This is a genomic window from Ruegeria sp. C2, assembly GCF_056537765.1.
In genome coordinates, this window is sequence record NZ_JBQFRZ010000016.1 from 1 (window position 1) to 21,160 (window position 21,160).

Here is a 21,160-nt window from a genome sequence, read left to right on the forward strand (position 1 = left end):
CCAAGGAAGAAGGCGGTCGTCACACTCCGTTCTTCGCGAACTACCGTCCGCAGTTCTACTTCCGGACCACTGACGTGACCGGCACCGTGACCCTGGCGGCTGGCACCGAGATGGTTATGCCCGGCGACAACGTCGGCTTCACCGTCGAGCTGATCGCACCGATCGCGATGGAAGACGGCCTGCGCTTCGCCATCCGCGAAGGCGGCCGCACCGTCGGCGCAGGCGTTGTGTCGAAGATCATCGAGTAAGCCGGCTTTGCCGACTGACGGGCGGCAGTTGCTCTGAAAGAGCAATGAGAGCCCACTCGGTTGAACTAAAGAAGGCCGTCCCACAAGGGGCGGTCTTTTTTGTCGAGAATTGGTTGAGAAAGATTGAAAATACTCGCAAACTCAAAGAATTTTGAGAAATGACACAAGAGTTTGAAGTTCGTGACGCAGTTGAGCATCTAATTTTGATTAAGGCCCATATGCTGTCGTTGGAAGCTTACTCGACACAACTTGCGAAAACTCCTTTATGCAGTGCTGGTCTAGTTTCCTTACGGCAAGCTCACCTTGACCTCAGAATGATCATCGAAGAATTGATGTTGTTGTCTGTTTCGGCTCATCGGGATGTTGGCGAAGCAATTTCTAAGAATTTGCAGAAGAACTATAGTGCCACTCAAAAAATGAAGCTTTTGGAAAAGATCAACCCAAGGTTTTTCCCGGAAGCCATTAAGGTGGTGCCAACTAAAGAGACAGGTATCGAAGGCCAATTCGTTTCAGTCGAAGAGGATCACCTTAGCCGAGTACAAGCAGAGGACTTTTACAACAAAAGCGGCAACTTTTTGCATGCCTCTTACAAGACTTTGACCGAGCAAGAGTTCGAGCAAGCCAAAGAAGAGTTAGCTAACTTTTTCATTTTGGCGGCCCGATTAATGCACACATTTGAGTTCGACATCTCAGGGAAGGGGTGGTTGATAGCTGGTCACTTGAACCAAGAGGAAGCGCAATTTCCAGTTGTCTTTAGTGCTCGAGTTGAAAAATAGCTTCCGTTTCTGACTACGTGTTCCGAAATCGGGGTCGACATGTAATCTCCCCCTTGCCAAACCCCACCAACCCCACTAATACGCGCGAGTTCTCAACAAGAACGTCAAGGCGGGGTGATTCCCGCCTTTTGGGTTCGATGAGGGTTGGCGATGCGCGCTTGTCCTCCTCTCAACCTCAACGCCTGATAAAAGGCTGTATCTATGCAAAGCCAAAACATCCGTATTCGGCTGAAGGCATTTGACTATCGCGTTCTGGATGCCAGCACGCAAGAGATCGTCAACACTGCCAAGCGGACCGGCGCGAACGTGCGCGGCCCGATCCCGCTGCCGAACAAGATTGAGAAGTTCACGGTTCTCCGTGGCCCTCACGTTGACAAGAAATCCCGCGACCAGTTCGAGATCCGTACGCACAAGCGTCTCTTGGACATCGTTGATCCGACCCCCCAGACCGTTGACGCGCTGATGAAGCTCGACCTCGCTGCTGGTGTGGACGTCGAGATCAAGCTGCAGTCGTAAGATCGGAGGGTATAGATTATGCGCTCTGGTATTATCGCAAAAAAAGTTGGCATGACCCGCCTGTTCATGGAAGACGGCAAGCAGATCCCTGTGACCGTTCTTCACCTGGACAATCTGCAGGTTGTTGCACAGCGTACCGCTGACAAAGACGGCTACACCGCCGTTCAGCTGGGCGCCGGTGCCGCCAAGGCAAAACGCACCTCGAAGGCCATGCGCGGTCACTATGCCGCTGCAAAGGTTGAGCCCAAGCGTAAGCTGGCCGAGTTCCGCGTCTCCGAAGATGGCCTGATCGATGTGGGCGCCGAGATTTCGGCAGAACACTTCCTGGAAGGTCAGAAAGTTGACGTTTCGGGCACCTCGATCGGTAAAGGCTTTGCCGGTGCGATGAAGCGCTGGAACTTTGGTGGTCTGCGCGCCTCGCACGGTGTTTCGATCAGCCACCGTTCGCACGGTTCGACCGGTCAGTGTCAGGACCCGGGCAAGGTGTTCAAAGGCAAGAAGATGGCCGGTCACATGGGTGCTGCCCGTGTTACCACCCAGAACCTGGAGGTTGTCAAAACCGACGCCGACCGTGGTCTGGTCTTCATCAAAGGCGCCGTTCCCGGACCGAAATCGGGCTGGGTTACCGTCAAGGACGCCGTGAAGAAGAAAGCACCCGAAGGTCTGCCGTTCCCGGCAGCCGTAAAAGGTGCCGCAACCGAAGCACCGGCGGAAGAAGCGCCCGCGGAAGGTGGTGAAGCATGAAACTTGATGTAATCAAACTGGACGGCGGCAAAGCCGGCGACATCGAGCTGGATGCAGACCTGTTCGGCCTCGAGCCGCGCGCGGACATCCTGCACCGTGTGGTCCGTTGGCAGCGTAACAACGCGCAAGCCGGCACCCACAAGGTCAAGACCCGCTCGGAAACCAGCTACTCGACCAAGAAGATCTATCGCCAGAAGGGCACCGGTGGCGCACGCCATGGTGACCGTAACGCGCCGATCTTCCGTGGTGGTGGTATCTACAAAGGCCCCGTGGTTCGTTCGCATGGTCACGACCTGCCCAAGAAGTTCCGCAAGCTTGGCCTGCGCCACGCTCTGTCGGCGAAAGCCAAGGCAGGTGAACTGGTTGTAATCGAGAACGCCGAAGCCGAAGGCAAGACCGCCGCTCTGGCCAAACAGGTTGCAAACCTGGGCTGGAAACGCGCTCTGGTCATCGACGGCGCGACCGTGAACGAGGGGTTCCTGAAAGCGTCCAAGAACATCGAAGGTCTGGATATCCTGCCGTCGATGGGCGCAAACGTCTATGACATCCTCAAGCGTGACACCCTGGTGCTCACCAAAGCGGCTGTCGAAGCACTGGAGGCTCGTCTGAAATGAGCGCGAAGGCAGAACACTACGACGTGATCCGCAAGCCGGTCATCACCGAAAAGTCGACCATGGCGTCCGAAAACGGCGCGGTTGTCTTTGAAGTGGCGATCGACAGCAACAAGCCACAGATCAAAGAGGCCGTTGAGGCGCTGTTTGGTGTGAAGGTCAAAGCGGTGAACACCACCGTGACCAAAGGCAAGGTCAAGCGGTTCCGCGGCCAGCTGGGCCGTCGGAAAGACGTCAAAAAAGCATATGTGACCCTGGAAGAGGGTAACACCATCGACGTGTCCACCGGTCTCTGATCGAACCCGTCTTTGGAAAAAGATAAAGGCCCCCGCGCAAGCGGGGGTTTTTCTTTGGCAACAACACCAAGAATTGAGCGCAAATCAGGCGTCTTTCCCGGAATTCACTTGCTATCCCGGGCGGGGTGTCTATCCGGTTCCCTACAAGTAAGAAAACACGGCAGGCGCATGACCAAACCCTCTCTCTCGACCCAGGGCAACCCGAACATGACCTCGGCGCGGGATTGGGTCACGACACTTGCCAAGTATCGCGAACCCAACCAGTGGCGCAGCTCCTTTGAACTGGGTATTAGCATTGTCCCGTTCTTTGCGCTTTGGGCGCTATCCTGGATGTCGCTTTCGCTCAGCTATTGGCTGGCCTTTGCGATTTCCGTCCTGAACGCCGCCTTCCTGCTGCGGCTGTTTGCGATCCAGCATGATTGCGGACACGGAGCGTTCTTCAAGAACCGTGCGGTTAGCGACTGGGTCGGACGGATAATCGGAGTGCTGACCCTGACACCCTACGACGTCTGGCGCCGGACGCATTCTACGCATCACAACAGCTCGGGCAATCTGGACAAGCGGGGCATGGGCGATATCCATACTCTGACGGTGGCCGAGTATCAGTCGAAAACGCCCATGAACAGGTTCTGGTATCGCGTGTACCGCAACCCCATCACCCTATTCGTCCTTGGCCCCGGTTATCTGTTTCTGTTTCAGAACCGCCTTCCGCTTGGCCTGACGGGGAGTGTCAGGTTCTGGGTCAGTGCGATGGGTACCAACGTCGCCATTTTGGTCGCGCTTCTGGCGATCTACTATTTCGGCGGTCTGATGCCGATGCTGCTGATCTTTCTGCCATCAACCCTGATTGCCGCAACGGCCGGTGTCTGGCTGTTCTACGTACAGCATCAGTTTGAGGACACCCACTGGGACCCCGATAAAGACTGGCAACTGCACGAGGCGGCCCTGCACGGAAGTTCCCACTACATCCTGCCCTCGGTGTTGCAGTGGTTCAGCGCCAATATCGGCATCCACCATGTCCACCACCTGTACAGCCGCATTCCGTTCTATCGTCTGACCGAGGTGCTGCGTGATCATGATGAACTGGCAAACAGCAACCGGATGACCATCCGCGAGAGCCTCGCCAACGCGCGCCTGCACCTGTGGGACGAGCAAAGCCGCCGCCTGCTGTCCTTCGCCGAGGTGCGGGCGCTTTATGGGTGAGAGGCAGGTTCCGCAGCCAGTTGGGCCGTCGCTAAAACGTCAAAAGCATATGTGACCCTGGAAGAGGGGAACACCATCGACGTGTCCACCGGTCTCTGATCGGAACGGTCTTTGGAGAGAGATAAAGGCCCCCGCGAAAGCGGGTTTTTTTTGTTGGTACCTAACTCAAGAGGATAGCAAGTTTGATTGTATTGGCTTGTTTGGCCACCCGTTGCACGATAGTCGTCTAGCAAATTTAACTTGTAGAAACCACTTGTTGATATATATGGCAACACTGTTAGAGTTATGTGAGTCGGGTCTACTGATAAAAATTGATCCGCTAGAAGATGATGAACAACCTTGGAGAACGCTATATGCAACGCCTGAATTTGTTGAATGGCTTGACGCTGTCCTTCCGGTCATGGACCACAATGAACTTTATTCAAGTTTGTTGCCAATCGAACAGGTGTTCGCAGTTTTTCACGAATTTGTTTCTGGCGACGAGTTCTCTACGGATCGCCGCTTCAAAAAACTAAACTTCAATCCTGAACAGTATGTTTGGGAGATAAAAACGGATGACGTACGAATTTTTGGTTGGGTGCCGCAAAAAGACGCCTTTATCTGTTGTTACGGTGACAACGCGGATCAAATCAAATTGCTTGATCTTTACAGTAGGTACGTAGCTCAAACATCGTACGTTCGACATGAAATCGATTTGGACGAGCCGAAGTGCTGCCAGAGCAAGGAGTATAGTGATGTCATATCAACTAAAGATTGACCCTAAATCACGCAAAGCAGCCAAATTTATTTCTCAGCTCCAGAAGAAATTGCAAGCTGAGTTAATTGCATCAGGAATGACACAGCAAGAAGTCGCTGAAGTGTTGGGAGTCGATCGGTCGGTGGTAAATCGACGCTTAAAAGGTAGTGCGAACTTGACTGCTAGATCGATTGCAGAGTTTGCTTACGCGTTTGACAAGGAAATCGACCTTGAGTTCGTCGAGAAAGATCGTCGGGAAAAGACAAACTCTACTGAGGCGACTTCAAATGTGATCGATTTGCGGCAAGATGCACAAAACTCTCCAACTGGAAACCTCGTCTCCGGATTGACGTTTAGAATTGAAAGTGCGGCGTCGTGAATTCAGAAGCATATGGCACGACAGTCTTCTGCGATGACATTAGGTACGAAACTAATGGCAAGCTGACGTTGGTCGGGTGCTACACCGGCGAGATGAACTTCTCTGGACCGGCTCCAGGTTTGCTGCCCAACTTTGGTGCGCTTGTTAATTTGAGGGTGCCGATAAATGTCGAGATCAACACTATTAAACTCTGTGTCTACCTTGAAATTGAGAGTTCTCGGAATGAGATTTTTAGCACTGAAATTGAGATTACGGACGAACAGCGAAAGAGTGCATTTGCTGGGACTGAAAATGAACGCCCAGAGGACAAAGTGCTCTCTATGACGTTTCCTCTCCACTGGTCACCACTTCCGGTGAATGAAAAGGGGAGGATTAAGGTGAGAGCGTACTTGGACAATGATATAGAGGTGCGACTTGGCACCCTAAAAATGAACTTTGTCGAAGGTGACGGCAAAGGCGAAGAAGCCTAAAGGTTCTTGAAGGCTTGAGGGGCAAAAGGGAACAACGAAGTTTCTGCTTCAATCCCCTATAGACACCCACCCCCAACCCTGTTACATGCTCCCAATCTTGCGGCCTCGGATTCGTTCCGGGGCCTCTGATATTTGTAACCGGGGACCTTCGGGGCCCTATACCCTTGGCACCTACGGGGGCCTATCACATAGCGGGGCAACGCCTCGCACTTGCTAAACGGAAGACAGAAAGCATGGCACTCAAGTCGTACAAGCCGACGACGCCGGGCCAGCGCGGGCTGGTGCTGATCGACCGTTCGGAGCTTTGGAAAGGACGTCCGGTCAAGTCTCTCACTGAGGGTTTGACCAAATCGGGCGGCCGGAACAACACCGGACGGATCACTTCACGCCGCCGCGGCGGTGGCGCAAAGCGTCTCTACCGGATCGTTGACTTCAAACGGAACAAATTTGATGTCGCGGCAACCGTCGAGCGGATCGAATATGACCCGAACCGGACCGCATTCATCGCACTGGTAAAATACGAAGACGGCGAGCAGGCATATATCCTGGCTCCGCAGCGTCTGGCTGTTGGTGACAAAGTCGTGGCATCCGCCAAGGCCGACATCAAGCCGGGCAACGCAATGCCGTTCTCGGGTATGCCCATCGGTACCATCGTCCACAACATCGAGATGAAGCCTGGCAAAGGCGGTCAGATCGCACGTGCGGCCGGTACTTACGCTCAGTTCGTTGGTCGCGATGGTGGCTACGCTCAGATCCGTCTGAGCTCGGGCGAGCTGCGCATGGTCCGTCAGGAATGCATGGCCACCGTTGGTGCCGTGTCCAACCCCGACAACTCGAACCAGAACCTCGGTAAAGCCGGTCGTATGCGCCACAAAGGCGTGCGTCCGTCGGTTCGTGGTGTTGCAATGAACCCGATCGATCACCCGCACGGTGGTGGTGAAGGTCGTACCTCGGGTGGCCGTACGCCGGTTACGCCGTGGGGTAAGGACACCAAGGGTAAGCGTACCCGCAACAAGAACAAAGCGTCCCAGAAGCTGATCATCCGCTCGCGGCACGCCAAGAAGAAGGGACGTTAATCCATGTCTCGCTCTGTTTGGAAGGGTCCTTTCGTCGATGCTTATGTGCTTAAAAAAGCCGAAGCAGCGCGCGAGTCGGGCCGCAACGAAGTCATCAAAATCTGGTCGCGTCGTTCCACCATTCTGCCCCAGTTCGTGGGTCTGACCTTTGGTGTGTACAACGGCCAGAAGCATATCCCCGTCAACGTCTCGGAAGACATGATCGGTCAGAAGTTCGGTGAATACTCGCCGACCCGCACCTATTATGGCCACGCCGCAGACAAAAAAGCGAAGCGGAAGTAAGTCATGGGCAAGGAAAAGAACCCCCGCCGCGTGGCTGAAAACGAAGCAATGGCGAAAACTCGCATGCTTCGCACCAGCCCGCAGAAACTGAACCTGGTTGCGCAAATGATCCGCGGCAAGAAAGTTGAGAAGGCTCTGACCGACCTGACTTTCTCGAACAAGCGTGTCGCGCAGGACGTTAAGAAGTGCCTGCAGTCCGCAATCGCGAATGCCGAAAACAACCACAACCTGGACGTTGACGAGCTGATCGTCGCCGAAGCATGGGTTGGCAAAAACCTGGTCATGAAGCGCGGTCGTCCGCGTGCCCGTGGCCGTTTCGGCAAGATCATGAAGCCGTTCTCGGAGATCACCATCAAGGTGCGTCAAGTTGAGGAGCAAGCCTAATGGGTCATAAAGTAAATCCGATCGGCATGCGCCTGCAGGTCAACCGCACCTGGGACAGCCGCTGGTACGCCGACACCAAGGACTACGGTGATCTTCTGCTGGAAGACCTCAAAATCCGTGAGTTCATCAACAAAGAGTGCAAGCAGGCCGGTGTTGCCCGCGTGATCATCGAACGTCCGCACAAGAAGTGCCGCGTTACGATCCACACGGCTCGTCCCGGTGTCATCATCGGCAAGAAAGGTGCAGACATCGAAGTTCTGCGCAAAAAGCTTGCTCGTATGACCGACAGCGAACTGCACCTGAACATCGTCGAAGTGCGCAAGCCCGAGCTTGACGCGCAGCTGGTTGCCGAGTCCATCGCTCAGCAGCTGGAACGTCGTGTTTCGTTCCGTCGCGCCATGAAGCGCTCGGTTCAGAACGCCATGCGCATGGGCGCCCTGGGTATCCGGGTGAACGTCGCTGGTCGTCTGGGCGGCGCCGAAATCGCACGGACCGAGTGGTATCGCGAAGGCCGCGTGCCTCTGCACACCCTGCGTGCCGACATCGATTACGCACATGCCGAAGCGATGACCCCCTACGGGATCATCGGGATCAAGGTCTGGATCTTCAAAGGTGAGATCATGGAGCACGATCCGCAGGCACGTGACCGTAAAGCACAGGAACTCCAGGACGGCCCTGCACCTCGTGGTGCTGGTGGCGGTCGTCGCTAAGGAGGGAAAGATATGCTTCAACCAAAGCGTACTAAATTCCGCAAGATGCACAAAGGCCGGATCAAGGGTCTCGCCAAGGGCGGCTCTGATCTGAACTTTGGCACCTACGGCCTGAAAGCCATCGAGCCTGAGCGTGTAACTGCACGCCAGATCGAAGCTGCACGTCGTGCCATGACGCGTCACATGAAGCGTCAGGGTCGTGTCTGGATCCGCATCTTCCCCGACACTCCGGTCACTGCAAAGCCGATCGAAGTTCGTATGGGTAAAGGTAAGGGTTCGGTCGACCGCTGGGTTTGCAAGGTCAAGCCCGGTCGCGTGATGTTCGAGATCGACGGCGTCAATGACGACATCGCCCGCGAGGCCCTGCGCCTGGCCGCGATGAAGCTGCCGGTCAAGACACGCGTTGTGATCCGCGAAGACTGGTAAGCGATTGGGGGCAACCCCGTTCGTGACAAGATCGACCCCCGTCGGGAAACCGGCGGGGGTTTTCTTTTGGCTGGACGGTCTGTGATGTTGTGGGGGGTGAAAACCGTCGACCTGCCCACGTGACGCGCCTAGGCTGCTGGACAGGAATGGGAGGGTCTTATGATTCAGCTGCGCAAGAAGATATTCGTCAAAGAAGTCATAACCACCGACCAGTTGGGCCAGCGTTGCGATCCGATCAGTCGGGTCGCGGCGTTGGCAGTGGTACAGAACCCGTTGGCTGGGCGGTTCGCCGACGACCTTTCAGAGCTGTTCGAAATCGGTGGCTCTTTAGGTGCGGAACTTGCAGCCGAAGCGATCTCGCAACTGGACGGACCGCCGATCTCTTACGGCAAAGCGGCGATCGTTGGCATGAACGGCGATCTTGAGCAGGGCGGGGCAGTGATCCACCCCAAGCTCGGCGCTCCCATGCGGGCGGCGGCCGGTGGGGGTGAGGCGGTGATCCCGTCAAACGCCAAGCTGGGCGCGCCGGGTTGCGCAATTGATCTGCCGCTTGGACACAAGGACAATCCTTGGTCGTTTGACCATTTCGACACGATGACGTTGAACATCCCGGACGCACCAAAACCGGATGAGATCGTGCTATGCCTCGCCTATGCAGATGGCGGTCGCCCTATCCCGCGCTGTGGCAAAGGGCCCGTCAAGACCTAAGCGTCTGGTCTTGCCGAAAGGGCTGGGGTATGCCCGGCCCATGGCACAGATTGAATCACTCTTCGTTACCCGTCTTTATCGCGCAGCTTTGTCCGAGTTCGATCCCAAGATCGACGCGGAAGAGTTGGAAAGCTCCTGCCTTGTCATCGCCGAGGATGATGAGGCCGGGCAGGACTGGTGTGAGGAGAACGGCTATCCGGGCTACACCAGCTATGCCTCGCTGACCGATCTGCCTTGGCGGTTCCCGATCTTCGCCGATCTGGTCAAAGTGCTGGACCAGCACGTGGCGGCCTTCGCCAAGGATCTGGAATTCGATCTGGGCGAGGGCGAACTGAAGCTTGAAGACCTCTGGATCAACATCCTGCCCGAGGGCGGCATGCACTCCAGCCACCTGCACCCGCACAGCGTGATCTCGGGCACGACCTATGTGGCGATGCCCGAAGGGGCGAGTGCGTTGAAACTGGAAGACCCCCGCTCAGGCCGCATGATGGCGGCACCCACGCGCCTCAAAGGCGGGCGGCGGGATTTGCAGCCGTTCATCTATATGAAGCCTCAGGTGGGCGATGTTCTGCTGTGGGAAAGCTGGTTACGTCACGAGGTGCCGATGAACATGGCTGAGGATGAGCGGATCAGTGTCAGCTTTAACTACAAATGGGAATAACCTAGTTCGAGTGACCCAATGCAGTGTTTGGGTCACTCACGCGAGGTGGGGTGTGTAGATTAGTGTGACACACCGATGACTTCCAGGTTGCCTATCGGCGAAAAGCTAATTTAGACCGCACTTCTTTTTGGATAACCGCACCGTCTTTTTCATTTGGTTCACGGTTTTCCTTTGAGATTGCTTTAGGGCAAGCATCTCGTTTTCTCGGGACTCACCTGAGTACATTGCTTCCGTCCATAGAACATAGAGTTCAGGTGACAAGTTTTGCTGAGCAACCGTTGCCATGCAGAGACATTGATCAACAGATGCACCATTCAAGCGGTTGTCTGTGTGGGCCCGGTCGCAGACTTTCTTGCTAGGAATAGCCTGAGCCTGAGCCTGAGCCTGCGCAGAGCCGACAATAAATATCAGTGAAATAGACCAGAGTATTTTCTTCATTATTTTATTCACCTGTGTAGTACATTAGTGATTTCCGGTTACTTTAACCCTGTTTATCGCGCAAGTTATGAGCGAAGATTTGACCGCCCGTTCGCCTTTCCTGTCTGTGTGTCAGTAGTTCTGGGCTCTGTCTGAATCTTTCCCTTGCCACGCACCCCCCGAACCCTTATACGGCGGCATCCTGCGATCTCCCGGCGTTGTCGGGCGATTCGTATGTCTATCATTCATCCACCAGGTCAAAGGTGACCCGTGTACGGGGCCTTCTGGTGTTTTGAGCAAAGGAAAAAGGCGATGAACGCCCAAGAACTGCGTGACAAGACCCCGGACCAGCTCCGTGAGGAACTGGCCAACCTGAAGAAAGAAAGCTTTAACCTGCGCTTTCAACAGGCAACCGGTCAGCTGGAAAGCACCGCCGGCATCAAAGCGGCCCGCCGCAATGCTGCCCGCGTCAAAACCATTCTGAACGAAAAGGCCGCTGCTGCGGCATCCGAGGAGTAATCAGATGCCCAAGCGTATCCTGTCCGGCACCGTAACCAGCGACGCCAACGAACAGACAGTAACCGTATCCGTTGAGCGCCGCTTTACGCATCCGGTTCTGAAGAAAACCATCCGTAAGTCCAAGAAATACCGGGCTCACGATGAAAAGAACGCCTTCAAGGTCGGCGATACAGTCCGCATCATCGAATGCGCGCCGAAATCGAAGACGAAACGTTGGGAGGTTCTGGAGGCGTAAGCCCCCAGGACTTTTCCATTTGTCGAAACCCTGGGGGATTTAACAAGACCAGCCCCCACAGGTCGGGAGAAACCACATGATCCAGATGCAGACCAATCTGGATGTCGCTGACAACTCCGGCGCACGCCGAGTTCAGTGCATCAAGGTCCTGGGTGGTTCCAAGCGTAAATACGCCTCCGTTGGCGACATCATTGTCGTCTCGGTGAAGGAAGCCATCCCGCGCGGCCGCGTAAAGAAAGGTGACGTCCGTAAGGCCGTCGTCGTGCGCACCGCCAAGGAAGTCCGTCGCGACGACGGCACCGCGATCCGTTTCGATCGCAACGCCGCCGTCATCTTGAACAACAACAACGAGCCAGTCGGTACCCGTATCTTTGGCCCCGTTGTTCGTGAACTGCGCGGCAAGAACTTCATGAAAATCATCTCGCTGGCTCCGGAGGTGCTGTAATTATGGCTGCTAAACTCCGCAAAGGCGACAAGGTCGTCGTGCTGGCCGGCAAGGACAAGGGCAAAGAGGGAACGATTACCTCGGTTGACCCCAAAGCCGGTAAAGCTGTTGTCGATGGCATCAACATCGCCATCCGCCACACCCGTCAGTCGCAAACCTCGCAAGGTGGTCGCCTGCCTCAGGCAAACCCGATCGAGCTGTCGAACCTGGCGCTGCTGGACAAAAACGGCAAAGCAACCCGCGTTGGCTTCCGCATGGAAGGCGACAAGAAGGTGCGCTTCGCCAAGACCACAGGGGACGTGATCGATGCTTGATAACGCAACCTACACCCCGCGTCTGAAAGCTCAGTACGTTGAAACCATCCGTGCCGCTCTGAAAGAAGAGTTCGGCTACAAGAACGACATGCAGCTGCCCAAGCTGGACAAAATCGTTCTGAACATCGGTTGTGGTGCTGAAGCCGTCAAAGACTCGAAGAAAGCGAAAGCTGCTGTCGAGGATCTGACTGCGATTGCTGGCCAAAAGGCCGTTTCTACCAAGGCGAAGAAATCGATCGCGGGTTTCCGCGTCCGTGAAGACATGCCGCTGGGTGCGAAAGTGACTCTGCGCGGTGACCGGATGTACGAATTCCTGGATCGTCTGATCACCATCGCGCTGCCGCGCGTTCGTGACTTCCGCGGTGTGAAGCCGTCTTTCGATGGTCAGGGCAACTTTGCCATGGGCATGAAAGAGCACATCGTGTTCCCGGAAATCGACTTCGACAAAGTCGACGAGGTCTGGGGCCTGGATATCGTAATTGCCACCACAGCGAAAACCGACGCTGAAGCAAAGGCATTGTTGAAAGCATTCAACATGCCGTTCAACGCGTAAGCGCCGGGAGGATTGAGACATGGCTAAAAAAGCAATGATCGAACGCGAGAAGAAGCGCGAACGCCTGGTGGCCAAATATGCCGCAAAGCGTGCCGAGCTGAAAGAAATCGCGAATGACGAGAGCCGCCCGATGGAAGAGCGTTTCAAAGCGCGTCTGAAACTGGCGAAACTGCCGCGCAACAGCTCGGCTACCCGTCTGCACAACCGTTGTCAGCTGACCGGTCGTCCCCACGCTTACTACCGTAAGCTGAAGGTCAGCCGTATCGCGCTGCGCGAGCTGGGTTCTGCTGGTCAGATCCCCGGCATGGTGAAATCGAGCTGGTAAGGGAGACATAGATATGAATGATCCTATCGGCGATATGCTCACCCGTATCCGCAACGCGCAAATGCGCGGCAAGTCCACCGTTTCCACCCCGGCTTCCAAGCTGCGCGGTTGGGTTCTGGACGTGCTGGCGGACGAAGGTTACATCCGTGGCTACGAAGCGACGACCGGTGAAAACGGTCATCCGGCCATCGAAATCAGCCTGAAATACTACGAAGGCACCCCTGTTATTCGCGAACTGAAGCGGGTCTCGAAGCCCGGTCGTCGCGTATACATGGGCGTCAATGACATCCCGCAGGTCCGTCAGGGTCTGGGTGTGTCGATTGTCAGCACTCCGAAAGGTGTGATGTCGGATGCAAACGCTCGCTCCAACAATGTTGGCGGCGAAGTGCTCTGCACCGTCTTCTAAGGAGGTCTGCAATGTCTCGTATTGGTAAAAAACCGGTCGAGCTGCCCAGCGGCGTTACCGCCTCTGTGTCGGGTCAGACCATCGAAGTGAAAGGTCCGAAAGGCACCCGTAGCTTCACCGCCACCGACGACGTTACGTTGTCGGTTGAAGACAACGTGGTCAAGATCGATCCCCGTGGCATGTCCAAGCGTGCGCGTCAGCAGTGGGGCATGAGCCGCACCATGGTCGCCAATCTTGTTGAAGGCGTAACAAACGGCTTCAAAAAAGAGCTGGAGATCCAGGGTGTTGGTTACCGGGCTCAGATGCAGGGCAATACCCTGAAGCTGAACCTAGGCTACAGCCACGATGTTGATTTCACTGCTCCGGAAGGTGTCACCATCACCGCACCGAAGCAGACCGAGATCGTTGTGGAAGGTATCGACCAGCAGCAGGTGGGCGAAGTCGCGGCCAAAATCCGCGAATGGCGCCGTCCCGAGCCGTACAAAGGCAAGGGCATCCGCTATAAGGGCGAGTTCATCTTCCGCAAGGAAGGCAAGAAGAAGTAAGGACGCAGACAATGGCAAACAGCAAAAGAACCCTGTTTCTGAAGCGCCGCCTGCGCGTTCGGAACAAACTTCGCAAGGTCAACGCGGGTCGTCCGCGTCTGTCCGTACACCGTTCGAACAAGAACATCTCTGTTCAGCTGATCGACGACGTACGTGGCGTGACCCTGGCCGCAGCCTCGACCCTGGAAAAGGATCTGGGCGTTGTGGGCAAGAACAACGTCGAAGCGGCCACCAAAGTGGGCGCGGCCATCGCCGAGCGTGCCAAAAAGGCGGGCGTCGAAGAGGCTTATTTCGATCGTGGCGGTTTCCTGTTCCACGGCAAGGTGAAGGCTCTGGCCGACGCTGCGCGTGAAGGTGGTCTGAAGATCTAAGACTTGCGGGCAGCTTTGCGGCTGCCCCGATGATCCGGGGGCCTCGGCGACAGTCGGGGCTCACTTGGATTGAACTAAACGGCGCCGCATGCGCCACATGAGAAAAGGGATGCCAAATGGCAGAACGTGAAAACCGTCGGGGCCGTGGCCGCGACCGTGAAGAAGCACCGGAATTTGCAGATCGTCTGGTCGCAATCAACCGTGTGTCGAAAACCGTAAAAGGTGGTAAGCGCTTTGGCTTCGCCGCTCTGGTGGTTGTCGGCGATCAGAAAGGCCGCGTCGGCTTTGGCAAAGGTAAAGCGAAAGAAGTACCTGAGGCCATCCGCAAGGCGACTGAGCAAGCCAAGCGTCAGATGATCCGCGTGCAACTGCGCGAAGGCCGGACCCTGCACCACGACATCGAGGGCCGTCACGGCGCTGGTAAAGTGGTTATGCGCACCGCACCTGAAGGTACTGGTATCATCGCCGGTGGTCCGATGCGTGCCGTGTTCGAAATGCTGGGCGTCAAGGACGTTGTGTCCAAGTCGCTGGGCTCGCAGAACCCGTACAACATGATCCGCGCCACCATCAACGGCCTGCAGAAAGAGCAGAGCCCGCGTTCGGTTGCCGCACGTCGTGGCAAAAAGGTTGCCGACATCCTGCCCAAGCGGGACGAAGCACCGGCTGAAGCCGAAGCGTAAGGAGAGCGAACCATGGCAAAAACCATCGTCGTCAAACAGATCGGCTCCCCGATCCGCCGCCCCGCCGAACAGCGCGCAACCCTGATCGGTCTGGGCCTGAACAAGATGAACAAAACCCGTGAACTGGAAGACACTCCATCGGTTCGCGGTATGGTCAACAAGATCCCGCATCTGGTTGAGATCATCGAAGAGCGCGGCTAAGATCGAGCTTTAGAGATTGCAAAGGCCTCCGACGAGTCGGAGGCTTTTTTTATTGCTATTAGGACGAGCTGAGGTATCGTTATTCCAGATTTTTAGAATGGATATAAACGATGAAGTTTCTTCTAAGCGCGATTTGCGCGATTTTCGTTGGCAGCGCTGCTTTTGCTCAGTGCCCAGACAGAGCCCCTAAAACATTTAACAATTACTTGTCAGGTGGGGATCAGAAAGTGAATGCGGCGTGGCTGCAAAAGAACCTTTCAGGGCGCAAGGTCGTTTATTCTGGAAAGGACGTTGAGACTTATTCCGCAAATGGTGGGTATTCCGACAAAAGAGACGGGCAGTCTTGGAAAGCGAATGCCTATAAATTTTACAACAATGGAGTTCGCTGCATCGGGTATGACCAACCTCGCTTCGATCTCTATGTAGTAAACAATGGCCAGCTGGTTTTGATAAATGAGCAAAAGCAGCGTTACATCGGTCAGATCAGAAAGTAGCCATTTACCGAGTTCAAGTATTGGCAGCACCGTGGGATTTCACGCTCTCGCGTGTTGCACTATTCGCATACCGGCTAGACCAAAACACGCGTTGTTAGCGGTATCCAACACTCCTATCTGAGCGTTGTCCACAAAGGAACACATGGAAACGCCCGGGGAATACGCCTCGGTACAGAAAGGATTAGAAACATGGCACATACAGCTACTCTGACACATGGCGGCTTCAATCTGCGGGGCCGTATCGCGGCTTTCGTTGAAGGCATGAAAGAAACCCGCGCGCGCGCGATCGAATACAACCGTACCTATTCCGAGCTTCAGCGCCTCAGCAATCGCGAGCTGGACGATATCGGTATTCGTCGGTGCGACATCGCTGATATCGCGCGTGAGCACGCGTACTGCTCGTAAGACACCTACCACTCACGAAGAAAGGGGCGCCGAACTGGCGCCTCTTTTGGTTTTGGCAGTTGTGATACAACAAACCTTGCAACCGAAGGCGCGACGCTGTAGAGCGCTCCGGTGGCATCGCGCCACGAGAATCAAAACCAAGAAACGCCGTGGTTGGCCCATCACGCTTCGGGGGTCACATCCGGCATAGGAGAAGCGATATGAAACTGAACGAATTGCGCGACAACCCTGGCGCCGCACCGAAACGCACTCGCGTTGGCCGCGGTCCCGGTTCCGGCAAAGGTAAAATGGGTGGCCGTGGTATCAAAGGCCAGAAATCCCGTTCGGGTGTAGCCATCAATGGCTACGAAGGCGGCCAGATGCCGCTCTATCAGCGCCTGCCCAAGCGTGGCTTCAACAAGCCGAACCGCAAGGAATTCGCTGTTATCAACCTGGGCCTGATCCAGAAATTCGTCGACGCCGGCAAGCTGGACGCCAAAGCTGCGATCACCGAGGACGCACTGGTTGCATCCGGTCTGGTTCGTCGCAAGCTGGACGGTGTCCGCGTTCTGGCCAAAGGCGAGATCAGCGCGAAAGTGAACCTGGAAGTCACCGGTGCTTCGAAAGCTGCTGTTGAGGCAGTTGAGAAAGCGGGCGGTTCACTGACGGTCACAAAAGCTGCTGCGGCAGAGTAAGCGCTTGTGAGCGGGCCAAGACCCGCTTACATAGACCTCAGAGTTTTCCAAGACGCCGCCCGAGCCGGAAAACGGTTCCGGGCGGTGTTTTCATAAGAGAGACCGATTTATGGTATCAGCAGCAGAACAAATGGCAGCCAACACAAGCTGGGCTGCTTTGGGCAAAGCTACCGATCTGCGCAACCGCATCCTGTTCACGCTGGCCTTGCTGATCGTCTATCGTCTGGGCACCTTCATTCCGGTTCCGGGCATCGACGGGCAGGCTCTGCGCGAGTTCATGGAGCAGGCAGGGCAGGGCATCGGCGGCATGGTTTCGATGTTCACCGGCGGGGCGCTGGGGCGGATGGGCATCTTTGCCCTCGGCATCATGCCTTACATCTCGGCCTCGATCATCGTGCAGCTGCTGACATCCATGGTTCCCGCGCTTGAGCAACTCAAGAAAGAGGGCGAGCAGGGCCGCAAGAAGATCAACCAATACACCCGTTTCGGTACCGTCGCGCTGGCCACCGTGCAAGCCTATGGTCTGGCCGTATCGCTGGAATCCGGCGATCTGGCGACCGATCCGGGCATGTTCTTCCGGATGTCGACTATGATCACTCTGGTTGGTGGCACCATGTTCCTGATGTGGCTGGGTGAGCAGATCACCGCGCGCGGCATCGGCAACGGCATCTCTCTGATCATCTTCGTCGGCATCATTGCCGAAGTTCCGGCCGCGCTGGCGCAGTTCTTTGCAAGCGGACGCAGCGGTGCGATCAGCCCCGCCGTGATCGTGGGTGTGATTGTGATGGTCATCGCCGTGATCACCTTTGTGGTGTTCATGGAGCGGGCTCTGCGCAAGATCCACATCCAATACCCGCGCCGTCAAGCCGGAATGAAAGTCTACGAAGGCGGTTCCAGCCACCTGCCGGTTAAAGTGAACCCGGCGGGCGTGATCCCGGCGATCTTTGCCAGCTCGCTGCTGTTGCTGCCAGTGACGATCTCGACCTTCTCGTCTGGCGCCACAAATGGTCCGGTCATGTCGTGGCTGCTGGCCAATTTCGGACCCGGACAGCCGCTCTACCTGCTGTTCTTCGCGTCGATGATCGTCTTCTTCGCCTATTTCTACACGTTCAACGTGTCGTTCAAACCGGACGATGTGGCGGACAACCTGAAAAAGCAGAACGGTTTTGTACCGGGTATCCGTCCGGGCAAGAGAACCGCCGAGTATCTGGAATACGTGGTCAACCGCGTGCTGGTGCTGGGTTCGGCCTATCTGGCCGCTGTCTGTCTGCTGCCTGAAATCCTGCGGGGTCAGTTTGCCATTCCGTTCTATTTCGGCGGCACTTCGGTTCTGATTATCGTCTCTGTGACCATGGACACGATCCAACAGGTCCAGAGCCACCTGCTGGCGCATCAATACGAAGGGCTGATTGAAAAGTCCCAGCTGCGCGGCAAAGGCAAGAAACGCGGCAGAAAGGGAGCTGCTCGTCGATGAACATCATTCTTCTCGGCCCCCCGGGGGCAGGCAAAGGAACGCAGGCGCGTCACCTGGTTGAAACCCGCGGTATGGTGCAGCTCAGCACCGGAGACATGCTGCGCGAGGCCAAAACCTCGGGCACGGAGATGGGCCAGAAGGTTGCTGCGATCATGGACGCGGGCAAGCTGGTCACCGATGAGATCGTGATCGGCCTGATCGAAGAGAAACTGACCACCGAAAAAGGTGCCGGTTTCATCTTTGACGGTTTCCCCCGCACGCTGGCACAGGCTGACGCGCTGTCGGCTCTGCTGACCAAACTGGGCCAGTCGCTGCATACGGTGATCGAGATGCGCGTGGACGATGACGCGCTGGTGGACCGGATCACGGCGCGGTCAACCTGCGGCGGATGTGGTGAGGTCTATAACGACAACACCAAGCCGATTCCTGCGGATGGCAAATGTACCAATTGCGGCAAGGAAAATGACTTCGTCCGTCGCGCCGACGACAACGAAGACAGCCTGCGCACGCGCTTGATGGAATACTATAAAAAGACCTCTCCGCTGATTGGTTACTACTACGCCAAAGGCGATCTGCGCCCGGTGAACGGGCTGGCGGATATCAAGGAAGTCACCGCGTCGATTGAGGCGGTTCTTGGCTGATATGAATATGGGCTTGACGGCGCTGCCAAAAGCCCATATCGACCCCCATCCCTAAAGGGAATCAAGACCGCATGCGGGATTCGTCCCAATTGCCCCGACCACCTCGAATAATACTAGACCCTCTGGCGTCACTGCCACGGTCAAGTGTTGTGAAAAAAGGTTCCGGAGTTACGGAACCGCAACAAAAAGGAAAGTGACACGTGGCACGTATTGCCGGCGTAAACATCCCGACTGCAAAGCGGGTACCAATCGCCCTCACATATATCACCGGTATCGGAAACACCTCGGCCAAAGCGATCTGCGAAGCCGTAGGCATTGAAGCGCACCGTCGCGTCAACGAACTGTCCGACGCCGAAGTTCTGGCCATCCGCGAGCACATCGATGCAAACTTCACCGTCGAAGGTGACCTGCGTCGTGAAGTTCAGATGAACGTCAAGCGCCTGATGGACCTGGGCTGCTACCGCGGTCTGCGTCACCGCCGCAACCTGCCGGTTCGCGGTCAGCGTACCCACACCAATGCTCGTACCCGCAAAGGCCCCGCAAAGGCCATTGCCGGTAAGAAGAAATAAGGGAGGGTCTGACCGATGGCACGTGACAAGACTCGCGTTAAGCGCAAAGAGCGTAAGAACATCGCATCGGGCGTTGCCCATGTGAACTCTACCTTCAACAACACCAAGATCCTGATCTCGGACGTACAGGGCAACGCCATCTCGTGGTCGTCTGCCGGTACCATGGGCTTCAAGGGATCGCGGAAATCGACACCCTACGCCGCTCAGATGGCTGCAGAAGATGCAGGCAAGAAGGCGCAGGAACATGGCGTCAAGACGCTGGAAGTCGAAGTTCAGGGCCCCGGTTCGGGTCGTGAATCGGCTCTGCGTGCGCTGGCTGCAGTGGGCTTCAACATCACGTCGATCCGCGACGTGACACCGATTGCTCACAACGGCTGCCGTCCGCCGAAGCGTCGTCGCGTCTAAGCGATTTTGAATTAGGCTGGGGCTGTGTTTTTGCACGGCCCCAGCACGTCATTTTGAACCTCGGGCGTCTGCACCTTGTTGGTCATGGGGCGCGGACAGGAATGGAGGGATTACATGATCCACAAGAATTGGGCAGAATTGATCAAGCCGACCCAGCTGGACGGCAAGCCGGGCAACGACCCTGCACGTCAGGCAACCCTGGTTGCCGAGCCGCTTGAGCGTGGCTTTGGTCTGACCCTGGGCAACGCGCTGCGTCGCGTTCTGATGAGCTCGCTGCAAGGTGCGGCCATCACCAGCGTTCAGATCGACAACGTCCTGCACGAGTTCTCCTCGGTTGCAGGCGTTCGTGAAGACGTCACCGACATCATCCTGAACCTCAAAGGCGTGTCGCTGCGCATGGAAGTCGAAGGGCCCAAGCGCCTGTCGATCAATGCCAAAGGCCCCGCCGTTGTCACCGCTGGCGACATCAGCGAAAGCGCTGGCATCGAGGTTCTGAACCGCGATCACGTCATCTGCCACCTGGACGATGGCGCGGACCTGTTCATGGAACTGACCGTCAACACCGGCAAAGGTTACGTCTCGGCTGAGAAGAACAAACCCGAAGATGCACCCATTGGCCTGATCCCGATCGACGCGATCTATTCGCCGGTCAAAAAGGTTGCCTATGACGTTCAGCCGACCCGTGAAGGTCAGGTTCTGGACTATGACAAGCTGACCCTCAAGATCGACACCGATGGTTCGATCACGCCGGAAGACGCGCTGGCCTTTGCCGCTCGGATCCTGCAGGATCAGCTGTCGATCTTCGTCAACTTCGACGAGCCGGAATCGGCTGGCCGTCAGGACGAAGACGATGGTCTGGAGTTCAACCCGCTGCTGCTGAAGAAAGTGGACGAGCTGGAGCTGTCGGTCCGTTCGGCAAACTGCCTGAAGAACGACAACATCGTTTACATCGGCGATCTGATCCAGAAGACCGAAGCCGAGATGCTGCGCACCCCGAACTTCGGCCGCAAGTCGCTGAACGAGATCAAGGAAGTGCTGTCCGGCATGGGTCTGCACCTCGGCATGGATGTCGAGGACTGGCCGCCCGACAACATCGAAGATCTGGCGAAGAAGTTCGAAGACGCCTTTTAAGTCAGTGCCGGGCTGAAGCCCGGCCTGCAAGGTTGTACAACACGGACGCTCCGCCCATTGCGGGGCGTACAACACGAAAGACCCGGGCAATCCTGCCCCAAGGAGAGCCGGTGACACGCATCGCCGGCCA

At 56.3% G+C, this 21,160-nt stretch carries 37 protein-coding genes and 1 pseudogene; 37 read left to right on the top strand and 1 reads right to left on the bottom strand.

Translation table 11 applies throughout. The annotated features are described in order from the left end of the window. The 18 genes and pseudogenes from ACR0IV_RS21230 to ACR0IV_RS21315 form a co-directional block, all read left to right on the top strand. Positions 1-248 (top strand): EF-Tu C-terminal domain-related protein (locus ACR0IV_RS21230; protein ID WP_480532872.1); only part of this gene is annotated, 248 nt, incomplete at its 5' end. 158 nt (positions 249-406) lie between these two features. Then, positions 407-1,024 (top strand): hypothetical protein, encoded by a 618-nt coding sequence (locus ACR0IV_RS21235; protein WP_480661076.1) that lies wholly within the window; start codon positions 407-409, stop codon positions 1,022-1,024. A gap of 201 nt (positions 1,025-1,225) precedes the next feature. Continuing rightward, positions 1,226-1,540, top strand: a complete 315-nt coding sequence (gene rpsJ / locus ACR0IV_RS21240) for a 30S ribosomal protein S10 (RefSeq protein WP_008756422.1) — start codon at positions 1,226-1,228, stop codon at positions 1,538-1,540. Between the two features lie 18 nt (positions 1,541-1,558). After that, a complete protein-coding gene (gene rplC, locus ACR0IV_RS21245) occupies positions 1,559-2,284 on the top strand; it encodes a 50S ribosomal protein L3 (protein WP_298391073.1) in 726 nt (241 codons plus the stop codon). Beyond that, a complete protein-coding gene (rplD, locus tag ACR0IV_RS21250; protein WP_480471827.1) occupies positions 2,281-2,898 on the top strand; it encodes a 50S ribosomal protein L4 in 618 nt (205 codons plus the stop codon). Before rplC ends, rplD begins: the two co-directional genes overlap by 4 nt. Further along, positions 2,895-3,191: a 50S ribosomal protein L23 gene (locus tag ACR0IV_RS21255; protein ID WP_010437040.1), complete on the top strand. Its 297-nt coding sequence runs from the start codon at positions 2,895-2,897 to the stop codon at positions 3,189-3,191. Before rplD ends, ACR0IV_RS21255 begins: the two co-directional genes overlap by 4 nt. Positions 3,192-3,359: 168 nt before the next feature. Further along, positions 3,360-4,394 (top strand): fatty acid desaturase, encoded by a 1,035-nt coding sequence (locus ACR0IV_RS21260; RefSeq protein WP_480661073.1) that lies wholly within the window; start codon positions 3,360-3,362, stop codon positions 4,392-4,394. A 5-nt stretch (positions 4,395-4,399) separates the two neighbouring features. Beyond that, positions 4,400-4,493, top strand: a pseudogene (locus ACR0IV_RS21265) (50S ribosomal protein L23); the annotation flags it as partial. A gap of 166 nt (positions 4,494-4,659) precedes the next feature. After that, positions 4,660-5,151, top strand: a complete 492-nt coding sequence (locus ACR0IV_RS21270) for a hypothetical protein (protein WP_480661071.1) — start codon at positions 4,660-4,662, stop codon at positions 5,149-5,151. Next, positions 5,129-5,509 carry a helix-turn-helix domain-containing protein gene (locus ACR0IV_RS21275; protein ID WP_480661069.1) on the top strand — a complete coding sequence of 127 codons (381 nt, stop codon included), beginning with the start codon at positions 5,129-5,131 and terminating at the stop codon, positions 5,507-5,509. Before ACR0IV_RS21270 ends, ACR0IV_RS21275 begins: the two co-directional genes overlap by 23 nt. Beyond that, on the top strand, positions 5,506-5,979 hold the full coding sequence (locus ACR0IV_RS21280) for a hypothetical protein (RefSeq protein WP_480661067.1): 474 nt from the start codon (positions 5,506-5,508) through the stop codon (positions 5,977-5,979). The genes ACR0IV_RS21275 and ACR0IV_RS21280 overlap by 4 nt, the downstream gene beginning before the upstream one ends. A gap of 233 nt (positions 5,980-6,212) precedes the next feature. After that, positions 6,213-7,055 (top strand): 50S ribosomal protein L2, encoded by an 843-nt coding sequence (gene rplB, locus ACR0IV_RS21285; RefSeq protein ID WP_008757664.1) that lies wholly within the window; start codon positions 6,213-6,215, stop codon positions 7,053-7,055. Between the two features lie 3 nt (positions 7,056-7,058). After that, a complete protein-coding gene (gene rpsS / locus ACR0IV_RS21290; RefSeq protein WP_005980699.1) occupies positions 7,059-7,337 on the top strand; it encodes a 30S ribosomal protein S19 in 279 nt (92 codons plus the stop codon). Between the two features lie 3 nt (positions 7,338-7,340). Continuing rightward, positions 7,341-7,721: a 50S ribosomal protein L22 gene (rplV, locus tag ACR0IV_RS21295; RefSeq protein WP_039538267.1), complete on the top strand. Its 381-nt coding sequence runs from the start codon at positions 7,341-7,343 to the stop codon at positions 7,719-7,721. Beyond that, entirely contained in the window at positions 7,721-8,431 is a 711-nt protein-coding gene (rpsC, locus tag ACR0IV_RS21300) for a 30S ribosomal protein S3 (RefSeq protein WP_008758042.1), read from the top strand. Before rplV ends, rpsC begins: the two co-directional genes overlap by 1 nt. Positions 8,432-8,443: 12 nt before the next feature. Continuing rightward, a complete protein-coding gene (gene rplP / locus ACR0IV_RS21305) occupies positions 8,444-8,857 on the top strand; it encodes a 50S ribosomal protein L16 (protein ID WP_480471830.1) in 414 nt (137 codons plus the stop codon). Positions 8,858-9,016: 159 nt separating this feature from the next. Next, a complete protein-coding gene (locus ACR0IV_RS21310) occupies positions 9,017-9,565 on the top strand; it encodes an amino acid synthesis family protein (protein WP_480661064.1) in 549 nt (182 codons plus the stop codon). Between the two features lie 40 nt (positions 9,566-9,605). After that, the gene (locus ACR0IV_RS21315) at positions 9,606-10,226 is read left to right on the top strand and encodes a 2OG-Fe(II) oxygenase family protein (RefSeq protein WP_480661062.1); all 621 of its coding nucleotides are present in this window, start codon (positions 9,606-9,608) and stop codon (positions 10,224-10,226) included. A 105-nt stretch (positions 10,227-10,331) separates the two neighbouring features. Here the strand turns inward: ACR0IV_RS21315 and ACR0IV_RS21320 are convergent, their stop codons facing one another. Beyond that, positions 10,332-10,664, bottom strand: a complete 333-nt coding sequence (locus ACR0IV_RS21320) for a hypothetical protein (protein ID WP_480661061.1) — start codon at positions 10,662-10,664, stop codon at positions 10,332-10,334. Positions 10,665-10,955: 291 nt separating this feature from the next. Here ACR0IV_RS21320 and rpmC point away from each other — a divergent pair, with 291 nt between their 5' ends. The 19 genes from rpmC to ACR0IV_RS21415 all read left to right on the top strand — a co-directional run bounded on the left by rpmC (position 10,956) and on the right by ACR0IV_RS21415 (position 21,030). Continuing rightward, entirely contained in the window at positions 10,956-11,162 is a 207-nt protein-coding gene (rpmC, locus tag ACR0IV_RS21325) for a 50S ribosomal protein L29 (protein WP_037311745.1), read from the top strand. A 4-nt stretch (positions 11,163-11,166) separates the two neighbouring features. After that, positions 11,167-11,397: a 30S ribosomal protein S17 gene (gene rpsQ / locus ACR0IV_RS21330; RefSeq protein ID WP_008757253.1), complete on the top strand. Its 231-nt coding sequence runs from the start codon at positions 11,167-11,169 to the stop codon at positions 11,395-11,397. 76 nt (positions 11,398-11,473) lie between these two features. Further along, positions 11,474-11,842 (top strand): 50S ribosomal protein L14, encoded by a 369-nt coding sequence (gene rplN / locus ACR0IV_RS21335; protein ID WP_025045929.1) that lies wholly within the window; start codon positions 11,474-11,476, stop codon positions 11,840-11,842. A 2-nt stretch (positions 11,843-11,844) separates the two neighbouring features. Beyond that, positions 11,845-12,156, top strand: a complete 312-nt coding sequence (gene rplX / locus ACR0IV_RS21340; RefSeq protein WP_010437096.1) for a 50S ribosomal protein L24 — start codon at positions 11,845-11,847, stop codon at positions 12,154-12,156. Next, positions 12,149-12,709, top strand: a complete 561-nt coding sequence (gene rplE, locus ACR0IV_RS21345) for a 50S ribosomal protein L5 (RefSeq protein ID WP_480661057.1) — start codon at positions 12,149-12,151, stop codon at positions 12,707-12,709. The genes rplX and rplE overlap by 8 nt, the downstream gene beginning before the upstream one ends. Before the next feature lie 19 nt (positions 12,710-12,728). Continuing rightward, a complete protein-coding gene (rpsN, locus tag ACR0IV_RS21350) occupies positions 12,729-13,034 on the top strand; it encodes a 30S ribosomal protein S14 (RefSeq protein WP_068340744.1) in 306 nt (101 codons plus the stop codon). A 13-nt stretch (positions 13,035-13,047) separates the two neighbouring features. Further along, positions 13,048-13,440, top strand: a complete 393-nt coding sequence (gene rpsH, locus ACR0IV_RS21355; protein ID WP_010437099.1) for a 30S ribosomal protein S8 — start codon at positions 13,048-13,050, stop codon at positions 13,438-13,440. A gap of 11 nt (positions 13,441-13,451) precedes the next feature. Next, positions 13,452-13,985 carry a 50S ribosomal protein L6 gene (gene rplF / locus ACR0IV_RS21360; RefSeq protein ID WP_170392896.1) on the top strand — a complete coding sequence of 178 codons (534 nt, stop codon included), beginning with the start codon at positions 13,452-13,454 and terminating at the stop codon, positions 13,983-13,985. An 11-nt stretch (positions 13,986-13,996) separates the two neighbouring features. Beyond that, positions 13,997-14,356, top strand: coding sequence for a 50S ribosomal protein L18 (gene rplR, locus ACR0IV_RS21365; protein WP_170392895.1), 360 nt, complete (start codon positions 13,997-13,999; stop codon positions 14,354-14,356). A 116-nt stretch (positions 14,357-14,472) separates the two neighbouring features. Then, positions 14,473-15,036: a 30S ribosomal protein S5 gene (gene rpsE, locus ACR0IV_RS21370; RefSeq protein WP_170356677.1), complete on the top strand. Its 564-nt coding sequence runs from the start codon at positions 14,473-14,475 to the stop codon at positions 15,034-15,036. Positions 15,037-15,048: 12 nt separating this feature from the next. After that, complete coding sequence (rpmD, locus tag ACR0IV_RS21375) at positions 15,049-15,237, top strand: 50S ribosomal protein L30 (RefSeq protein WP_170402795.1); 189 nt, start codon at positions 15,049-15,051, stop codon at positions 15,235-15,237. Between the two features lie 110 nt (positions 15,238-15,347). Then, positions 15,348-15,731, top strand: a complete 384-nt coding sequence (locus tag ACR0IV_RS21380; RefSeq protein WP_480661054.1) for a hypothetical protein — start codon at positions 15,348-15,350, stop codon at positions 15,729-15,731. A gap of 189 nt (positions 15,732-15,920) precedes the next feature. Further along, entirely contained in the window at positions 15,921-16,136 is a 216-nt protein-coding gene (locus ACR0IV_RS21385) for a DUF1127 domain-containing protein (RefSeq protein ID WP_480471837.1), read from the top strand. Positions 16,137-16,336: 200 nt separating this feature from the next. Further along, positions 16,337-16,810 (top strand): 50S ribosomal protein L15, encoded by a 474-nt coding sequence (gene rplO, locus ACR0IV_RS21390; protein ID WP_170592313.1) that lies wholly within the window; start codon positions 16,337-16,339, stop codon positions 16,808-16,810. A gap of 109 nt (positions 16,811-16,919) precedes the next feature. Then, a complete protein-coding gene (secY, locus tag ACR0IV_RS21395) occupies positions 16,920-18,284 on the top strand; it encodes a preprotein translocase subunit SecY (RefSeq protein WP_480661051.1) in 1,365 nt (454 codons plus the stop codon). After that, a complete protein-coding gene (locus tag ACR0IV_RS21400; RefSeq protein WP_170424551.1) occupies positions 18,281-18,925 on the top strand; it encodes an adenylate kinase in 645 nt (214 codons plus the stop codon). The genes secY and ACR0IV_RS21400 overlap by 4 nt, the downstream gene beginning before the upstream one ends. Before the next feature lie 200 nt (positions 18,926-19,125). Next, positions 19,126-19,494, top strand: a complete 369-nt coding sequence (gene rpsM, locus ACR0IV_RS21405; protein ID WP_008757392.1) for a 30S ribosomal protein S13 — start codon at positions 19,126-19,128, stop codon at positions 19,492-19,494. A 15-nt stretch (positions 19,495-19,509) separates the two neighbouring features. Beyond that, positions 19,510-19,899, top strand: coding sequence for a 30S ribosomal protein S11 (gene rpsK, locus ACR0IV_RS21410; protein WP_008757289.1), 390 nt, complete (start codon positions 19,510-19,512; stop codon positions 19,897-19,899). A 114-nt stretch (positions 19,900-20,013) separates the two neighbouring features. Beyond that, positions 20,014-21,030 carry a DNA-directed RNA polymerase subunit alpha gene (locus tag ACR0IV_RS21415; RefSeq protein WP_010437127.1) on the top strand — a complete coding sequence of 339 codons (1,017 nt, stop codon included), beginning with the start codon at positions 20,014-20,016 and terminating at the stop codon, positions 21,028-21,030. Positions 21,031-21,160: the final 130 nt, after the last annotated feature.

What these genes read in the sequence shown, in the direction of transcription:
- ACR0IV_RS21235 (WP_480661076.1), top strand. Translation starts at nt 407, where the DNA reads ATGACACAAGAGTTTGAAGTTCGTGACGCAGTTGAGCATCTAATTTTG.
- rpsJ (WP_008756422.1), top strand. Translation starts at nt 1,226, where the DNA reads ATGCAAAGCCAAAACATCCGTATTCGGCTGAAGGCATTTGACTATCGC.
- rplC (WP_298391073.1), top strand. Translation starts at nt 1,559, where the DNA reads ATGCGCTCTGGTATTATCGCAAAAAAAGTTGGCATGACCCGCCTGTTC.
- rplD (WP_480471827.1), top strand. Translation starts at nt 2,281, where the DNA reads ATGAAACTTGATGTAATCAAACTGGACGGCGGCAAAGCCGGCGACATC.
- ACR0IV_RS21255 (WP_010437040.1), top strand. Translation starts at nt 2,895, where the DNA reads ATGAGCGCGAAGGCAGAACACTACGACGTGATCCGCAAGCCGGTCATC.
- ACR0IV_RS21260 (WP_480661073.1), top strand. Translation starts at nt 3,360, where the DNA reads ATGACCAAACCCTCTCTCTCGACCCAGGGCAACCCGAACATGACCTCG.
- ACR0IV_RS21270 (WP_480661071.1), top strand. Translation starts at nt 4,660, where the DNA reads ATGGCAACACTGTTAGAGTTATGTGAGTCGGGTCTACTGATAAAAATT.
- ACR0IV_RS21275 (WP_480661069.1), top strand. Translation starts at nt 5,129, where the DNA reads ATGTCATATCAACTAAAGATTGACCCTAAATCACGCAAAGCAGCCAAA.
- rplB (WP_008757664.1), top strand. Translation starts at nt 6,213, where the DNA reads ATGGCACTCAAGTCGTACAAGCCGACGACGCCGGGCCAGCGCGGGCTG.
- rpsS (WP_005980699.1), top strand. Translation starts at nt 7,059, where the DNA reads ATGTCTCGCTCTGTTTGGAAGGGTCCTTTCGTCGATGCTTATGTGCTT.
- rplV (WP_039538267.1), top strand. Translation starts at nt 7,341, where the DNA reads ATGGGCAAGGAAAAGAACCCCCGCCGCGTGGCTGAAAACGAAGCAATG.
- rpsC (WP_008758042.1), top strand. Translation starts at nt 7,721, where the DNA reads ATGGGTCATAAAGTAAATCCGATCGGCATGCGCCTGCAGGTCAACCGC.
- rplP (WP_480471830.1), top strand. Translation starts at nt 8,444, where the DNA reads ATGCTTCAACCAAAGCGTACTAAATTCCGCAAGATGCACAAAGGCCGG.
- ACR0IV_RS21310 (WP_480661064.1), top strand. Translation starts at nt 9,017, where the DNA reads ATGATTCAGCTGCGCAAGAAGATATTCGTCAAAGAAGTCATAACCACC.
- ACR0IV_RS21315 (WP_480661062.1), top strand. Translation starts at nt 9,606, where the DNA reads ATGGCACAGATTGAATCACTCTTCGTTACCCGTCTTTATCGCGCAGCT.
- ACR0IV_RS21320 (WP_480661061.1), bottom strand. Translation starts at nt 10,664, where the DNA reads ATGAAGAAAATACTCTGGTCTATTTCACTGATATTTATTGTCGGCTCT.
- rpmC (WP_037311745.1), top strand. Translation starts at nt 10,956, where the DNA reads ATGAACGCCCAAGAACTGCGTGACAAGACCCCGGACCAGCTCCGTGAG.
- rpsQ (WP_008757253.1), top strand. Translation starts at nt 11,167, where the DNA reads ATGCCCAAGCGTATCCTGTCCGGCACCGTAACCAGCGACGCCAACGAA.
- rplN (WP_025045929.1), top strand. Translation starts at nt 11,474, where the DNA reads ATGATCCAGATGCAGACCAATCTGGATGTCGCTGACAACTCCGGCGCA.
- rplX (WP_010437096.1), top strand. Translation starts at nt 11,845, where the DNA reads ATGGCTGCTAAACTCCGCAAAGGCGACAAGGTCGTCGTGCTGGCCGGC.
- rplE (WP_480661057.1), top strand. Translation starts at nt 12,149, where the DNA reads ATGCTTGATAACGCAACCTACACCCCGCGTCTGAAAGCTCAGTACGTT.
- rpsN (WP_068340744.1), top strand. Translation starts at nt 12,729, where the DNA reads ATGGCTAAAAAAGCAATGATCGAACGCGAGAAGAAGCGCGAACGCCTG.
- rpsH (WP_010437099.1), top strand. Translation starts at nt 13,048, where the DNA reads ATGAATGATCCTATCGGCGATATGCTCACCCGTATCCGCAACGCGCAA.
- rplF (WP_170392896.1), top strand. Translation starts at nt 13,452, where the DNA reads ATGTCTCGTATTGGTAAAAAACCGGTCGAGCTGCCCAGCGGCGTTACC.
- rplR (WP_170392895.1), top strand. Translation starts at nt 13,997, where the DNA reads ATGGCAAACAGCAAAAGAACCCTGTTTCTGAAGCGCCGCCTGCGCGTT.
- rpsE (WP_170356677.1), top strand. Translation starts at nt 14,473, where the DNA reads ATGGCAGAACGTGAAAACCGTCGGGGCCGTGGCCGCGACCGTGAAGAA.
- rpmD (WP_170402795.1), top strand. Translation starts at nt 15,049, where the DNA reads ATGGCAAAAACCATCGTCGTCAAACAGATCGGCTCCCCGATCCGCCGC.
- ACR0IV_RS21380 (WP_480661054.1), top strand. Translation starts at nt 15,348, where the DNA reads ATGAAGTTTCTTCTAAGCGCGATTTGCGCGATTTTCGTTGGCAGCGCT.
- ACR0IV_RS21385 (WP_480471837.1), top strand. Translation starts at nt 15,921, where the DNA reads ATGGCACATACAGCTACTCTGACACATGGCGGCTTCAATCTGCGGGGC.
- rplO (WP_170592313.1), top strand. Translation starts at nt 16,337, where the DNA reads ATGAAACTGAACGAATTGCGCGACAACCCTGGCGCCGCACCGAAACGC.
- secY (WP_480661051.1), top strand. Translation starts at nt 16,920, where the DNA reads ATGGTATCAGCAGCAGAACAAATGGCAGCCAACACAAGCTGGGCTGCT.
- ACR0IV_RS21400 (WP_170424551.1), top strand. Translation starts at nt 18,281, where the DNA reads ATGAACATCATTCTTCTCGGCCCCCCGGGGGCAGGCAAAGGAACGCAG.
- rpsK (WP_008757289.1), top strand. Translation starts at nt 19,510, where the DNA reads ATGGCACGTGACAAGACTCGCGTTAAGCGCAAAGAGCGTAAGAACATC.
- ACR0IV_RS21415 (WP_010437127.1), top strand. Translation starts at nt 20,014, where the DNA reads ATGATCCACAAGAATTGGGCAGAATTGATCAAGCCGACCCAGCTGGAC.